The following is a 13,619-nucleotide window of genomic DNA, read 5'->3' as shown; positions in this document are numbered from 1 at the left end:
TCGGTCACGTGATCAGCCCGGCCCGGGCGCGGCGCGACGTGCCCGAGCTGCGTACGGACAACCTGAAGGCCGTCGCGGTCTACGGCGACGACCAGATGAACGACGCCCGGATGGCTCTGATGACCGTCCGCGCGGCGGTCGAGGCGGGCGCCGAGGTCCTCAACCACGCCGCCGTCACCGGGCTGAGGTTCACCAGGGGCCGGGTGACCGGCGCCGAGCTGAAGGACCGTCAGGACGGCACGGAGTTCGGCATCGACGCCCGGCTGGTGCTCAACGCCACCGGTCCGTGGGTCGACCACCTGCGGAAGCTGGAGGACCCGGGCGCGGCGCCCTCCATACGCCTGTCCAAGGGCGCGCACCTCGTCCTCAGGCGCACCCGCCCGTGGAAGGCCGCGCTGGCGACGCCGATCGACAAGTACCGGATCACGTTCGCCCTGCCGTGGGAGGACATGCTGCTGCTCGGCACGACCGACGAGGAGTACGAGGGTGACCCGGCCGATGTGGCGGTCACCGAGAAGGACACGGCCCAGATCCTGGACGAGGCGGCGTTCTCCGTCCGGGACCAGCAGCTCTCCCGCGATCTGATCACGTACTCCTTCGCGGGACTGCGGGTGCTCCCCGGCGGTCCGGGGGACACGTCCAAGGCCAGGCGAGAGACGGTCGTGACCGAGGGCAGGGGCGGGATGCTGTCGGTCGCGGGCGGCAAGTGGACGACGTTCCGCCACATCGGCCGTACGGTGATGAACAAACTGGCCGAACTCCCCGGGCGCCCCCTGGCCGAGGACATGGAGCCGATGGCACGGCTGCCGAGGAAGATGCCGCTGCCCGGTATCGCCAACCCGAACGCGGTCGCGCACCGGCTGCTGGTCGACGGCGGCACCCCGGGGCCGCGGATGTCCGCCGACACGGCCCGGCACCTCGCCACCCACTACGGCTCGCTCTCCTTCGAGATCGCACGGATGGCGGACGAGAACCCGGCGCTGGCCGAGCGCATCCACCCCGACGCCCCCGAGATCTGGGCACAGGTGGCGTACGCCCGCGACCGCGAGTGGGCCGAGACGGCGGACGACGTACTGCGCCGCCGGACGACGCTGACGATCCGCGGCCTGGCGACGGACGGCATCCGGGCGAGGGTCGAGGACATGCTGGCCGACGGGCGCTGACGGCGGGCACACGGCGGCAGGGGCGGTCTCCGGGCGGGGGCCGCCCCTGCTCCTGCCCGGTTCCTTCGCGGTTCGGTGGGCCTCCCCTTACCACCGTGGCCGCATAATGACGAGATACATCGGATGTCTTGTGTGCGAGGAGCCCCTGCATGGCCGTCACCGACGAAGCGATCGAGAAGATCAAGGAGATGATCGTCTCAGGTGCCCTGGCTCCGGGAGACCGGCTTCCCAAGGAGAGCGAACTCGCGGCCGAGCTGGGCCTGTCGCGGAACTCGCTGCGTGAGGCGGTGCGCGCGCTGTCGCTGATCCGGATCCTCGACGTCCGGCAGGGCGACGGCACCTATGTCACCAGCCTGGATCCGCAGCTGCTCCTGGAGGCGATCGGTTTCGTGGTGGACTTCCATCGCGACGACACGGTGCTGGAGTTCCTCGCGGTCCGGCGGATCCTGGAGCCGGCGGCCACGGCGATGGCGGCGCTGCGCATCGGGGAGGAACAACTGGATTCGCTGAGCGCCCAGTTGGACGCGCTGGGCCCCGAGCCCTCGGTGGAGGCCCTGGTCGCCGGCGATCTGGAGTTCCACCGCGGCATCGTCCAGGCCTCGGGCAATTCCGTGCTGTGCTCCCTGCTCGACGGTCTGTCCGGCCCGACCACCCGGGCCAGGGTGTGGCGTGGGCTGACCCAGGAGGACGCGGTCAGCCGTACGCTGCACGAGCACCACGCGATCCTTGCCGCGCTGCGGGACCGGGACGCGGAGGCGGCCCGGTCCTGGGCGACGGTGCACGTGGCGAGCGTGGAGCAGTGGCTGCGGTCGACCCTGTGAGGGTGCGTCGGGACGGCCTTGTCCGGACGCGGCGGGCGGTCCTGTTCAAGGTGCGGCGAGGCGCAGACGCAGGCCCTGCATCCCGCCGTCGACGGCGAGCGCGGTGCCGGTGACGGACGCGGCGGCGGGGCTCGCCAGATGGACGACCGCGGCGGCCACCTCGCCGGCGGACACCAGTCGCCCCAGCGGCTGACGGGCTTCGAGCGCGGCGCGCTCCGCGGCCGGGTCGTCGGCCTGTTCGAGCAGCCGGCCGATCCAGGGGGTGTCCGCGGTTCCCGGATTGACGCAGTTGACCCTGATTCCCTCGCGGACGTGGTCGGCGGCCATCGCGAGGGTCAGCGAGAGCACGGCCCCCTTGCTCGCGCTGTAGAGCGCGCGCTGCGGCAGCCCGGCGGTCGCGGCGATGGAGCAGGTCTGGGTGATCGACACGGCTCCGGGCCGCCCGGCGGCGGCGCGGCGCAGATGGGGCAGCGCGTGGCGGGCGGAGCGGACCATGCCGAGCACGTTGATGTCCAGTACGCGCGCCCATTCCGCGTCGGTGTTGTCCTCGACGGTGCCGATCGAGCCGACTCCCGCGTTGGACACCAGGGTGTGGAGTCCGCCGAGCTCCGCGGCGGCCCGGTCGACCGCGTTGCGCACGGCGGCGTCGTCCGTCACGTCGGCCCGGAGAGCGAGTGTCCCCTCGGGAGCGCCCCCGGGATCGAGGTCGAGTACCGCGACGCGCGCCCCGCGGGCGAGCAGCAGGGACGCCACGGCGGCCCCGATGCCGGACGCGCCGCCCGTCACGAGGGCGGACATTCCTTCGAAATCCTGCGTACCGGTCATCGGGCGGTCTCCTCGAGGGTTCGGCGGGCCTGCCAGACGGGGCCCTGCGGGTAGCGGTGTCCGGCTGTCGAGGCGGGGAGCATCCGGGCCGAGAAGCCCGGTTCGCGAGGGGCGACGTAACGGCCGCCCTCGATGACGGCCGGGTCGGCGAAGTGTTCGTGGAGATGGTCGACGTACTCGATGACGCGGTCCTCCCAGCTGCCGGAGACGGCGACGTAGTCGAACATCGAGAGGTGCTGGACCAGCTCGCACAGTCCGACACCCCCGGCGTGGGGGCAGACCGGGACGCCGTACTTGGCGGCGAGCAGCAGGACCGCGAGGTTCTCGTTCACTCCCGCGACGCGTGCGGCGTCGATCTGGACGAAGTCGACCGCTCCGGCCTGGAGCAGCTGCTTGAACACGACCCGGTTGGCGATGTGTTCGCCGGTGGCGACCTTGACCGGCTGTCCGGCGCGCACGGCGGCGTGGCCAAGTACGTCGTCGGGGCTGGTCGGCTCCTCGATCCAGTACGGGTCGTACACGGCGAGCGCGTTCATCCACCGCACCGCCTCGGCCACGTCCCAGCGCTGGTTGGCGTCGACGGCGATCCGGATGCCGGGGCCCACGGCCCGGCGGGCCAGCGCGAGCCTGCGGATGTCGTCGTCCAGGTCGGCGCCGACCTTCAGCTTGATCTGGGTGAAGCCGTCGGCCACCGCCTCCTCGGCCAGGCGCACGAGCTTGTCGTCGTCGTAGCCCAGCCAGCCCGGTGAGGTCGTGTACGCGGGATAGCCCTCGGCGAGGAGCCGCTCGGTGCGTTCGGCGCGGCCGGGCTCCGCGGCGCGGAGGATGCCGAGCGCCTCCTGCGGGGTGAGGGCGTCCGTGAGGTAGCGGAAGTCGACGAGGGAGACGAGTTCTTCCGGGGTCATCTCCGCGAGGAACTGCCAGACGGGCTTTCCGGCCAGTCGCGCCGCGAGGTCCCAGGCCGCGTTGACGACCGCTCCGGCCGCCATGTGCATCACGCCCTTCTCGGGACCCAGCCAGCGCAGCTGGGAGTCGTGCGTGAGCGCGCGGTACAGGGCGGCGAGGTCCGCTGCGGTGCGCGGGGCGGGACGGCCCGCCACATAGGGCCGGAGCGTCTCGATGGCGGCGGCCATGACATCGTTGCCACGCCCGATGGTGAAGCAGAAGCCGTGTCCCTCCTGGCCCGCCCCGTCCGTGCGCAGGACCACATAGGCGGCGGAGTAGTCGGGGTCGGGGTTCATGGCGTCCGAGCCGTCCAACTGTTCCGAGGTGGGGAACCGGATGTCGTCGACCTCGAAATCCACAACGGTCGGACTCATGTGTGCCCCCAGGGAAGAACATCGGATCTCTCAGTGGTCATCCGATGTATAACCCCCTGCGGGGCCCGTAGTCCAGGGCCTGGGCGAAGCTTGATCAATTCTGAACGGCACAGCTCGGATGAATCAGGCAGTGCACGCTTCACTGTTACGCGCAAACGAGCTGCGGCCCGGCAGGGCGGAAGCCGTAAGGTTGGTCCGTAAACAAGGGAACTTCGGAAGGAGGCCTGGGTGATCGAGCTCGAGGGGGTACCCGAGCTGGTCGACCCGGTCATGGTGGCCGCGTTCGAGGGCTGGAACGACGCCGGTGACGCCGCCTCCACAGCGGTGGCTCATCTGGACCGGGAGTGGAAGGGCGAGGTCTTCGCGGCGCTCGACGCCGAGGACTACTACGACTTCCAGGTCAACCGGCCCACGGTGTGGCTGGACGGTGGGACGCGCAGGGTCACCTGGCCCACCACGCGGCTCTCCGTGGTCCGGGTCGGCGGCGAGAAGCCCCGCGACCTGGTGCTGATCCGTGGCATCGAGCCCTCCATGCGCTGGCGTTCGTACTGCAACGAGATCCTGGGCTTCGCCCATGAGCTGGGTGTCGAGATGGTCGTCATCCTGGGGGCCCTGCTCGGCGACACCCCGCACACCAGGCCCGTGCCCGTCAGCGGGGTCACCTCGGACCCCGATCTGGCGAGGACCATGGACCTGGAGGAGACCCGGTACGAGGGGCCGACGGGCATCGTGGGCATCCTCCAGGAGGCCTGCACGCACGCGGGGGTGCCCGCGGTGAGCCTGTGGGCGGCGGTGCCGCACTACGTGTCGCAGCCGCCGAACCCGAAGGCGACGCTGGCCCTCCTGAACCGGCTCGAGGATCTGCTCGGGCTGCGGATCCCGCTGGGCGAGCTGCCCGAGGACGCCCGCGCCTGGCAGCTCGGGGTCGATCAGCTGGCCGCCGAGGACAGCGAGGTCGCGGAGTACGTGCAGACGCTGGAGGAGGCACGGGACACCGCCGAGCTGCCCGAGGCGTCCGGGGAGGCCATCGCCCGGGAGTTCGAGCGGTACCTGCGGCGCAGGGACACCGGCGGTCCCGGCCAGGCGCCGGGCGGCCATGCCACGGAGAGCGGTGATGTGCCCTACCTGCGGGACACCTCCGGCGGCCGTGCACGGCCGCCGAAGCCGCAGCGTCCGGAGAAGGGCCGGCCGAAGGACGCCGACGGCGGCACGCCGCCCGAGGACCCGCGGGCCGACGGCCCGGACGAGGGCGCCCCGGAGGACTGACCGGCTGCCTCCGTGCAGAACGGCCCCGGACTTCGCGCGACAGCGACAGAGTCCGGGGCCGTTCGGCGGTCTTCTTGCGGTACGTGCTACAGCGCGACACCCAGCAGGGCGTCCACGGTGCGCGAGACGAGGCCGGGCGCGCCCTCGTCCGTACCGCCGCCGGAGTTCTGCCGCGCGGCCCAGCGGTCGACGGCGGCGAGTGCGGCCGGGGCGTCCAGGTCGTCGGCCAGGGCCTCCCGGACCTCTTCGACCAGGGCGTCGGCGGAAAGCCCGTCGGGCCGGGAGACGGCGGCACGCCACCGGGCGAGACGTTCCACGGCGTCGGCGAGCACCTGGTCGGTCCACTCCCAGTCGGACCTGTAGTGGTGCGCGAGCAGGGCGAGCCTGATGGCGGCGGGATCCACGTCGTCCCGGCGCAGTGCCGACACGAAGACGAGGTTGCCCTTGGACTTGGACATCTTCTCGCCGTTCAGGGCGACCATGCCGGCGTGCACGTAGGCGCGGGCGAAGGGGTGCTCGCCGGTCAGCGCCTGGGCGTGCGAGGCGCCCATCTCGTGGTGCGGGAAGGCGAGGTCGGAGCCGCCTCCCTGGACGTCGAAGCCCATGCCGAGATGGTCCAGCGCGATGGCGACGCACTCGATGTGCCAGCCGGGCCTGCCACGGCCGAGGGTGCCGCCGTCCCAGCTCGGCTCGCCCTCACGGGCGGCCATCCAGAGCATCGGGTCGAGCGGGTTCTTCTTGCCGGGGCGCTCCGGGTCTCCGCCGCGCTCGGCGGAGAGCAGCCGCATGGTCTCGGCGTCGAGGCCCGAGACCTCCCCGAAGTGCGGGTCGCTCTCGACGGAGAAGTACACGTCGCCGTCGAGTTCGTAGGCCGCGCCCGCGTCGCGCAGGCGTTCCACGAGCGGGACGATGCCGGGTATCGCCTCGACCGCCCCGATGTAGTGCTTCGGGGGAAGCATGCGCAGGGCGGTCATGTCCTCCCGGAAGAGAGCGGTCTCGCGCTCCGCGAGCTCGGTCCAGTCCTCGCCGTCGCGCACGGCCCGCTCCAGCAGCGGGTCATCCACGTCGGTCACGTTCTGGACGTAGTGGACCTGCCGCTTGGTGTCGAGCCACACGCGCTGAACGAGGTCGAACGCGTTGTAGGTCGCCGCATGACCCATGTGGGTCGCGTCGTACGGCGTGATGCCGCAGACGTATATGCGGGCGACGGGACCGGGGTCAAGGGTGATCCGTCCGCCGGTCGCGGTGTCGTGGATCCGAAGGTCGCGGCCCTTGCCAGGCAGGGCGGGGACCTCAGAAGCGGGCCAGGCATGCATGTCATGAGCGTAACCGGACGATGCTTCCGGATACGAACCGGATGGCGGATCGTGGCCGAAGAGGCGGTCTTGCGGACGGGGAGGGTCATCCCCTCTCCGTCCTTTCCCGCCGGGGCAGGCAGGCCGTCCGCCCTTTCCCGGCAGGGGCGGGCCCGGCCCTCTCCCCGTCCGGTGCGGCCTCCGGCCGGAGGCGTCCTCCGCCGCCGGCCGGGCTGGATCCACGGCCGGCGGCGGAGGACCGTCACACCGGCGGCCACGGGATCGGTGGCCATTCACCGCTCGGATGCGGGTGCCGGCCGGACTTGCGGAGGCTCGCCACCCGGCCGCGCAGGGCCTCGGTCTCCGCCGCGGTGATCAGTTCCCCCAACCGGGTGGCGAGCGCCGCACCCGGCTCCAGGCCGGCGGACAGCCGGTCGAGCACCGCGGTGGCCTCCGCCGTCAGCGGCTCGCCCGCCCATCCCCAGAGCAGCGTCCGCAGCTTGTCGTCCGCGTTGAAGGTGACGCCGTGGTCGATGCCGTACAGCCGTCCGCCCGGCGCGGACAGCAGGTGACCGCCCTTGCGGTCACCGTTGTTGATCACCGCGTCCAGGACCGCGAGCCTGCGCAGCCGGGGATCGTCGGCGTGCACGAGCAGAGCGGTCCTCCCCTCCCCTACCTGGGCGAGGCCGACGGCCTTCCAGCCGTCCCCCGGCTCCTCGTCCTCGACGAGAGCGAGCAGGGGCGCCGGCCCGCCGACGGGCCGGTCACCGTCGGCGCCGTCCCGCTCGGACTCGATCCACAGCTGGCACATCCCCTCGCCGTAGGGCCCCTCCCGCAGCACCGTGGGCGGCACGAGCCCCCAGCCGGTGGCCTCGGAGATCTCGTACGCCGCGACCTCGCGCTGGGCGAGCGTGCCGTCGGGGAAGTCCCACAGCGGCTGCTCACCGGCGACCGGCTTGTAGACGCAGAGGCGTTCCTCGCCCTCGTACGCGACCGTGCAGTGGAGCACGGCGTTCGACGCGCCCGGGACCCGGCCGAGGACGGTGAGCTCCCCCTCCGCGAGCAGGGTGCGCAGCCCGGCCTCCGTCAGGCCCCGCGACGGTATCCGTTCTGGCGCGGGCATACGTGTCCTTCCGGATCGAGAGGGAGGCTGCACAGCGGGCAGGGCGGGCGGCCCGCGTTCACGACGTCCAGCGCGCGTTTGGCGAACGCCCGCGCCTGAGCTCCGCTCAGCCGGACACGCAGCATGGGAGGGCCGTTCTCCTCGTCCTGCAGAAGCCTCTCCTCGGCCTCCGCGAGGTCGTCCTCGGAGTCGGCGTCCAGTTCGACGAGGGCCTGCGCCTCGACGATCATGCGCTGTTCCTCACCGTCCCAGGCGAGGGCCATCGTGCCGACCCTGAACTCCTCCTCCACGGGGGCGTCGAGCGGCGCGGTGTCGGTGACGTCCATGGGGGCCACGGCCGGCACCGGTGAATTGCCGCCGGTCCGCCGGACGACCTCGTCGAGGAGCTCGTCGATCCGTTCGGCCAGCGCGGAGACCTGGGCCTTCTCCAGGGCCACGCTCGTGACCCGTCCCCGCGAGGATGCCTGCAGGAAAAACGTACGGCGGCCAGGCAGCCCGACCGTACCGGCCACGAAACGGTCCGGCGGGTCGTAGAGGAACACCTGACGGGACACGTCCTGTCTCCCTTGAGAGTGTGAAGGCGGATGGGGGGCGGCCCGGGGCCCCGCGGGATTGTCCCGCAAGGCCTCTACGGCGCGTCCACCCTACTGCGCGGAGCGATCACGGCGCCCCAGCGCCGCCCCCGACGGCCGCATCGGCCGCCGTGTCCCCCGCCGCGTCGGCGCCGACGGCCTGTTCACGCGGGGCGAGGGACGCGAAGTCGCCCGTGTCGCCGAGACGGAGGAGGAAGGGGCGGAGCCGGGTGTAGCGGATCGCGGTGACGGAACACGGATCGGCGTGGATGCGCTGGAAGAGGTCGAGGTGCATCCCGAGCGCGTCGGCGACGAGGGCCTTGATGATGTCGCCGTGGGAGCACATCACATAGGTGGCGTCCTCGCCGTGGTCCGCCTCGATCCGGGCGTTCCAGTCCCGCACCGCGTCGACGGCCCGCGCCTGCATGGCCCGCATGGACTCACCGCCCGGGAAGGCGGCGGCCGAGGGGTGCTGCTGGACCACCTTCATCAGCGGTTCGTCGGAGAGCTCGGCGAGTTTGCGCCCCGACCAGTCCCCGTAGTCGCATTCACTGATCCGCTCCTCGATGTGCAGCGGGAGGTCCGGGCGGGCGTCGAGCAGCGGCCGGAGCGTCTGGCGGCAGCGCTCCAGCGGGCTGCTGACCGCCGCGGCCAGGGTGAGGGCGGACAGCCGGCCGGGCAGGGCGGCGGCCTGTCCGGCTCCGCGTTCGTCGAGAAAGACGCCGGGGGTCCGGCCCGCGAGCACTCCGGAGGTGTTGGCGGTCGAGCGTCCGTGGCGTACGAGGATGAGCGTGGGCATACCTGCCAGCGTAGAGGTGCGTGAAACCTTCGCGGCAGGGAAGAATGCGCGGGGTGATCGTCGACTGCGGAATTTACCGGGACGGGCGCCGGACCGAAGGTCCCGCCGACTTCTCCGATGCCCTCGACGAGGCCCGGGCCTCCGGGGACGCCTTCGTCTGGATCGGGCTGCACGAGCCGACGGAGAAGGAGTTCGACCTGGTCACCAGCGAGTTCTCGCTGCACCCGCTGGCGGTGGAGGACGCCCTGCGCGCCCATCAGCGTCCCAAGCTGGAGATCTACGACGACTCCTTGTTCGTCGTCATCAAGCCGGTGGTCTACGAGCCGGAGAGCGACACGGTGAGCGCCGGTGAGCTGATGCTCTTCATAGGCGACTCCTTCGTGGTGACGGTGCGGCACGGCGAGGGCGCGCCCCTCGCCGCGGTGCGGCGGCGGCTGGAGGCCGAGCCCGAGGTCCTCAGGCACGGGCCCACGTCGGTGCTCTACGCGGTCAGCGACGCGGTGGTGGACCACTACATCGAGGTCGCGGCGGAGCTCCAGGTCGACCTGGAGGAGCTGGAGGCCCAGGTCTTCGCCCCGACCGGCTCCAGGGACACCACGAACACCGCCGCGAGCATCTACACCTTCAAACGGCAGGTGCTCGAATTCCGCCGGGCGACCAATCCGCTGAGCGCGCCGATGGCACGGCTGTCGAGCGCGGGCGTGCCGTTCGTCGACACCGAGTCCCAGCCGTTCTTCCGGGACGTGAACGACCATCTGACGCGCGCCGTCGAGCATGTGGAGGGGCTGGACCGGCTGCTCTCGGACATTCTGTCGGCACATCTGGCACAGGTGGGCGTGCGGCAGAACGACGACATGCGGAAGATCTCGGCGTGGGCCGCCATGGCCGCCGTGCCCACCATGGTGGCCGGGATCTACGGCATGAACTTCGAGCACATGCCCGAGCTCGACTGGGTGTGGACCTATCCGGCGGTGATCGTGCTGATGGGTGTCGCCGTCGCCGGGCTGTACCGCCTGTTCAAGCGCCGCGGCTGGATGTAGCGCGGCGGGCCCTCTCAGGCGTACTCGGTCTCCGGCACGGCCGGTCCGCCCAGCGCGTCACGCAGGGCCGGGGCGGGCTGTTCGAGGCTGACCATGCGCCGCCAGCCCACCGTCCGCTCGTAGGCGTACAGGGCGTGGATGCCCGCGGCCAGCACGGCGGCCTTGGCGCGGGACCAGCGCAGTACGCCTCCCATGTGGCCCATCACGGCGAGGCTGACGTCGCGGTACACCCGGATCTCGGCCCTGGCGCACTCCCGCAGGACGGACCGGATCGTCCGCCCGTGGCCGGCCCGGGCCAGGCGGAGGAGCTCCTCGTGGCAGTACGCGAGATGGCTGTCCTCGTCCCGCGAGATCATCTTCACGGCGCGGCCGAGGACGGGGTGCCCGGCGAAGTGCTTGAGCAGGAGCCGCATCTGTTCGGAGGCCCGCTGTTCGGTGACCCTGCTGTGGGCGAGGTAGACGATGACGTCCCGCTCGGTGAGCGGTTCCTCCCGGCTGAGCCGGTCATGGGCGAGGCCGATGCCGTGGCGCTCCAGCAGGAGGGTGTAGTCAGTCTCGTACGGGACCGCGACGGGCTGGAGTCCACGCTGCTTCAGCAGGGCGTTGAAGATCCGGCCGTGCTTGTCCTCGTCGGCGCCGTGCCGGGCCGCCTTGGGTGCCAGGCCGGACAGCCCCGGGGGCATGAGTGCGGCGATGCGCCCGTTCTCCCAGCCGCCCTGCGACTCCCCGCCGGCGGCGATCGAGCAGAACAGCCGGAACGACTCGTCGTTGTCGAGGATCTCCTGGAAAAGACTCTTCGCCGAGAGCATCACTGCCACCTTTCGCACCGGTGCACGCAGAGGCACAGTCAAATCCGGTACGCCCCGGTAGGCAACACGAGCAGAGCCGGGCAGGGCCGAACGGGCGCCGTACGGCGCCCGGACCTGCCGGGACGTCCCCGCAGGAGCAGGAGGGCGTAACCCGGGAGCCGTGCGGCGCGTTGACCCCTACGACGGCCGTGGCGGGGAGGTCCCCCGAGCCCCCACCACGGCCGTAGTGCCGCGCCCGCGCCTATGCGGCGAGGCCGGAGCGCTCCAGCGCCTCGGTGCCGGCGCGCAGGGCCGCGATCCGCTCGTCGAGCGTGAAGCCCGCCGGGGCCAGGGTCAGCGTCGTGACGCCCGCGGCCGCGTACGCCTGCATCCGGTCCGCGATCCGGTCCACCGAGCCGAGCAGCGTGGTCTGGTCGATGAGCTGGTGCGGGACGGCGGCCGCCGCGCCGGCCTTGTCGCCGGCCAGGTACTTGTCCTGGATCTCGGCCGCTTCCTTCTCGTAGCCCATACGCTGGGCGAGCTGGTTGTAGAAGTTCTGCTTGCGGCTGCCCATGCCGCCGACGTAGAGCGCGGTGTACGGGCGGAACATGTCGGCGAGGCCGTTGATGTCGTCGCCGACCGCCAGCGGCAGGGTCGGGCAGACGTCGAAACCCTCCATGGTCCTGCCCGCCTTCTCCCGCCCTGCCCGCAGGTGCCGCACCGCGGTCTCCTGGAGGTGGTCGGCGGACGGGAAGATCAGCAGGGCTCCGTCGGCGATCTCGCCGGTCTGTTCGAGGTTCTTCGGGCCGATCGCGGCGATGTACAGCGGGATGTGCTCGCGCTGCGGGTGGACGGTCAGCTTGATGGGCTTGCCGGGGCCGTCGGGCAGGGGCAGGGTCCAGTGCTCGCCCTCGTAGGACAGCCGCTCCCGGGACATCGCGCGGCGCACGATCTCGACGTACTCACGGGTGCGGGCCAGCGGCTTGTCGAACTTGACGCCGTACCAGCCCTCGGAGACCTGCGGTCCCGAGACCCCGAGGCCGAGGCGGAAGCGGCCACCGGAGAGCGAGTCGAGGGTGGCCGCGGTCATGGCCGTCATGGCGGGCTGGCGGGCCGGGATCTGCATGATGGCGGAGCCCACGTCGATGGACTCGGTCCGGGCCGCGACCCAGGCCAGCACCGTCGGCACGTCGGAGCCGTACGCCTCGGCCGCCCAGCAGACGTCGTAGCCGAGCCGGTCGGCCTCCTGGGCGACGGCGAGGTTGTCGTCGTCCATCCCCGCACCCCAGTAACCGAGATTGATGCCGAGCCGCATACCCACGCTCCCTCTACTGATCAGTAACGTTCCTGTGTCCGGGACTCTAGCGCGGGGCGCCGGAATGCGGCAGGCTCGCCCGGGGGCGGCGGTTGTCCACAGGCTTCCACCCCTCAGGGCCTTGGCCAGTAATCTCAGCGCCCATGGAGCAGAGGCATCTCGGCCGTACCGGCCTTCGCGTGTCCCGGATCGGGCTGGGCACCCTCACCTGGGGCCGCGACACCGACGAACACGGTGCCGCCGACCAGCTCAAAGCCTTCTGGGACGCGGGCGGCACCCTCGTCGACACGGCCGACGTGTATGCCGCGGGGGAGGCCGAACGCCTGCTGGGGCGCCTCCTGGACAACCTGGTGCCACGGCAGGATCTGGTCATCTCGACCAAGGCCGGTTCCGTGCCCGATCCCTACCGCCGCTTCGACGGGTCGCGCGGGCATCTGCTCGCCGCCCTCGACGCGTCCCTGCGGCGGCTCGGGACGGATCACGTCGATCTGTGGCAGGTCCACGCCTTCGATCCCGGGACGCCGCTGGACGAGACCTTGCAGGCACTGGACCTCGCTGTGTCGTCGGGGCGCGTCCGGTACGCCGGGGTGTCCAACTTCAGTGGCTGGCAGCTGGCCAAGGCGGCGACCTGGCAGCTCGCCGCGCCCGGGACGCGCACCCGGCTGGCGTGTACGCAGATGGAGTACTCGCTGTTGCAGCGGGGTGTCGAGCGGGAGGTGCTGCCGGCCGCGCTGGACCTCGGGGTGGGCCTGCTGCCGTCGTCCCCGCTGGGACGCGGGGTCCTGACCGGCAAGTACCGCACGGGCACGCCCTCCGGCTCCCGTGGCGCCTCCGAGCAGCTGGCTCCGTTCGTCGAGCCGTACCTCGACGACGCGGCGAGCAGGATCGTGGACGCGGTGGTCACGGCCGCCGACGGTCTCGCCACGACGCCGCTCCAGGTCGCTCTCGCCTGGGTGCGGGACCGGCCGGGGGTGGCGGCCCCGGTGGTCGGGGCGCGCAGCGCGCAGCAGCTGACCGAGGCGTTGTCAGTGGAGGCGCTTAGTCTTCCTGACGAGATCTGCCAGGCGCTCGACGATGTGTCGGCGCCCGTGCACCGCTATCCCGACCAGGACTGGAGCACGCTGTGACTGCGCATCCCCGGGGAGAATCCCCGGACCCCGCGGCCGAGGACCACGAGGCCGGCGCGGTCGCCGGCCCCCGGGCCGCCGACACGCCCGGCACGCCCGACGAGGGCGGCCCGGGGAGCGCGGAGGGGGCGGACGACAGCGCACAAGCCGCTCAGGACCCGGAGCA

Annotated in this window: 13 protein-coding genes; 5 read left to right on the top strand and 8 right to left on the bottom strand. The window is 71.9% G+C overall.

From position 1 onward, the window contains the following. Together VN520_RS12900 and VN520_RS12895 are read left to right on the top strand one after the other, a co-directional pair. Positions 1-1,163: glycerol-3-phosphate dehydrogenase/oxidase (locus tag VN520_RS12900; protein WP_325747031.1), on the top strand; the 1,163-nt coding region annotated here is incomplete at its 5' end. A 149-nt stretch (positions 1,164-1,312) separates the two neighbouring features. Further along, entirely contained in the window at positions 1,313-1,984 is a 672-nt protein-coding gene (locus VN520_RS12895) for a FadR/GntR family transcriptional regulator (protein WP_325747030.1), read from the top strand. A gap of 45 nt (positions 1,985-2,029) precedes the next feature. Here VN520_RS12895 and VN520_RS12890 read toward each other — a convergent pair whose 3' ends face one another. Next, positions 2,030-2,809 (bottom strand): SDR family oxidoreductase, encoded by a 780-nt coding sequence (locus VN520_RS12890; RefSeq protein ID WP_325747029.1) that lies wholly within the window; start codon positions 2,807-2,809, stop codon positions 2,030-2,032. After that, positions 2,806-4,128 (bottom strand): L-fuconate dehydratase, encoded by a 1,323-nt coding sequence (locus VN520_RS12885; protein WP_325747028.1) that lies wholly within the window; start codon positions 4,126-4,128, stop codon positions 2,806-2,808. Before VN520_RS12885 ends, VN520_RS12890 begins: the two co-directional genes overlap by 4 nt. A 228-nt stretch (positions 4,129-4,356) precedes the next feature. Between VN520_RS12885 and VN520_RS12880 the strand changes: the two genes are divergently transcribed. Next, positions 4,357-5,394, top strand: a complete 1,038-nt coding sequence (locus VN520_RS12880) for a PAC2 family protein (RefSeq protein WP_325747027.1) — start codon at positions 4,357-4,359, stop codon at positions 5,392-5,394. Between the two features lie 86 nt (positions 5,395-5,480). Here the strand turns inward: VN520_RS12880 and mshC are convergent, their stop codons facing one another. From mshC to VN520_RS12860, 4 genes are all read right to left on the bottom strand, one after another. Next, the gene (mshC, locus tag VN520_RS12875) at positions 5,481-6,710 is read right to left on the bottom strand and encodes a cysteine--1-D-myo-inosityl 2-amino-2-deoxy-alpha-D-glucopyranoside ligase (protein WP_325747026.1); all 1,230 of its coding nucleotides are present in this window, start codon (positions 6,708-6,710) and stop codon (positions 5,481-5,483) included. 241 nt (positions 6,711-6,951) lie between these two features. Beyond that, entirely contained in the window at positions 6,952-7,812 is an 861-nt protein-coding gene (locus VN520_RS12870) for an SCO1664 family protein (RefSeq protein ID WP_325747025.1), read from the bottom strand. Continuing rightward, positions 7,776-8,366 carry a DUF3090 domain-containing protein gene (locus VN520_RS12865; RefSeq protein WP_031099517.1) on the bottom strand — a complete coding sequence of 197 codons (591 nt, stop codon included), beginning with the start codon at positions 8,364-8,366 and terminating at the stop codon, positions 7,776-7,778. Before VN520_RS12865 ends, VN520_RS12870 begins: the two co-directional genes overlap by 37 nt. Positions 8,367-8,472: 106 nt before the next feature. After that, positions 8,473-9,183, bottom strand: a complete 711-nt coding sequence (locus VN520_RS12860) for a histidine phosphatase family protein (protein WP_325747024.1) — start codon at positions 9,181-9,183, stop codon at positions 8,473-8,475. A gap of 44 nt (positions 9,184-9,227) precedes the next feature. Here VN520_RS12860 and corA point away from each other — a divergent pair, with 44 nt between their 5' ends. Next, positions 9,228-10,223, top strand: a complete 996-nt coding sequence (corA, locus tag VN520_RS12855) for a magnesium/cobalt transporter CorA (protein WP_325747023.1) — start codon at positions 9,228-9,230, stop codon at positions 10,221-10,223. A 14-nt stretch (positions 10,224-10,237) separates the two neighbouring features. Here the strand turns inward: corA and VN520_RS12850 are convergent, their stop codons facing one another. Together VN520_RS12850 and VN520_RS12845 are read right to left on the bottom strand one after the other, a co-directional pair. Further along, positions 10,238-11,032 (bottom strand): ferritin-like domain-containing protein, encoded by a 795-nt coding sequence (locus VN520_RS12850; protein ID WP_325747022.1) that lies wholly within the window; start codon positions 11,030-11,032, stop codon positions 10,238-10,240. A 241-nt stretch (positions 11,033-11,273) separates the two neighbouring features. Continuing rightward, positions 11,274-12,326 carry an LLM class F420-dependent oxidoreductase gene (locus tag VN520_RS12845; protein ID WP_325747021.1) on the bottom strand — a complete coding sequence of 351 codons (1,053 nt, stop codon included), beginning with the start codon at positions 12,324-12,326 and terminating at the stop codon, positions 11,274-11,276. A gap of 143 nt (positions 12,327-12,469) precedes the next feature. Between VN520_RS12845 and VN520_RS12840 the strand changes: the two genes are divergently transcribed. Continuing rightward, positions 12,470-13,453, top strand: a complete 984-nt coding sequence (locus VN520_RS12840; RefSeq protein ID WP_325747020.1) for an aldo/keto reductase — start codon at positions 12,470-12,472, stop codon at positions 13,451-13,453. Positions 13,454-13,619 lie beyond the last annotated feature (166 nt).

It is taken from the genome of Streptomyces sp., from assembly GCF_035563135.1.
Taxonomy (GTDB): Bacteria; Actinomycetota; Actinomycetes; order Streptomycetales; family Streptomycetaceae; genus Streptomyces.
The sequence above is the reverse complement of the archived record's forward strand: the minus strand, read 5'-3'. Positions and strand labels throughout refer to the sequence as shown.

Bases quoted from the DNA above. Each gene is read 5' to 3' on its own strand.
- VN520_RS12895 (WP_325747030.1), top strand. From the start codon at position 1,313: ATGGCCGTCACCGACGAAGCGATCGAGAAGATCAAGGAGATGATCGTC.
- VN520_RS12890 (WP_325747029.1), bottom strand. From the start codon at position 2,809: ATGACCGGTACGCAGGATTTCGAAGGAATGTCCGCCCTCGTGACGGGC.
- VN520_RS12885 (WP_325747028.1), bottom strand. From the start codon at position 4,128: ATGAGTCCGACCGTTGTGGATTTCGAGGTCGACGACATCCGGTTCCCC.
- mshC (WP_325747026.1), bottom strand. From the start codon at position 6,710: ATGCATGCCTGGCCCGCTTCTGAGGTCCCCGCCCTGCCTGGCAAGGGC.
- VN520_RS12870 (WP_325747025.1), bottom strand. From the start codon at position 7,812: ATGCCCGCGCCAGAACGGATACCGTCGCGGGGCCTGACGGAGGCCGGG.
- VN520_RS12860 (WP_325747024.1), bottom strand. From the start codon at position 9,183: ATGCCCACGCTCATCCTCGTACGCCACGGACGCTCGACCGCCAACACC.
- corA (WP_325747023.1), top strand. From the start codon at position 9,228: ATGCGCGGGGTGATCGTCGACTGCGGAATTTACCGGGACGGGCGCCGG.
- VN520_RS12850 (WP_325747022.1), bottom strand. From the start codon at position 11,032: ATGCTCTCGGCGAAGAGTCTTTTCCAGGAGATCCTCGACAACGACGAG.
- VN520_RS12845 (WP_325747021.1), bottom strand. From the start codon at position 12,326: ATGCGGCTCGGCATCAATCTCGGTTACTGGGGTGCGGGGATGGACGAC.
- VN520_RS12840 (WP_325747020.1), top strand. From the start codon at position 12,470: ATGGAGCAGAGGCATCTCGGCCGTACCGGCCTTCGCGTGTCCCGGATC.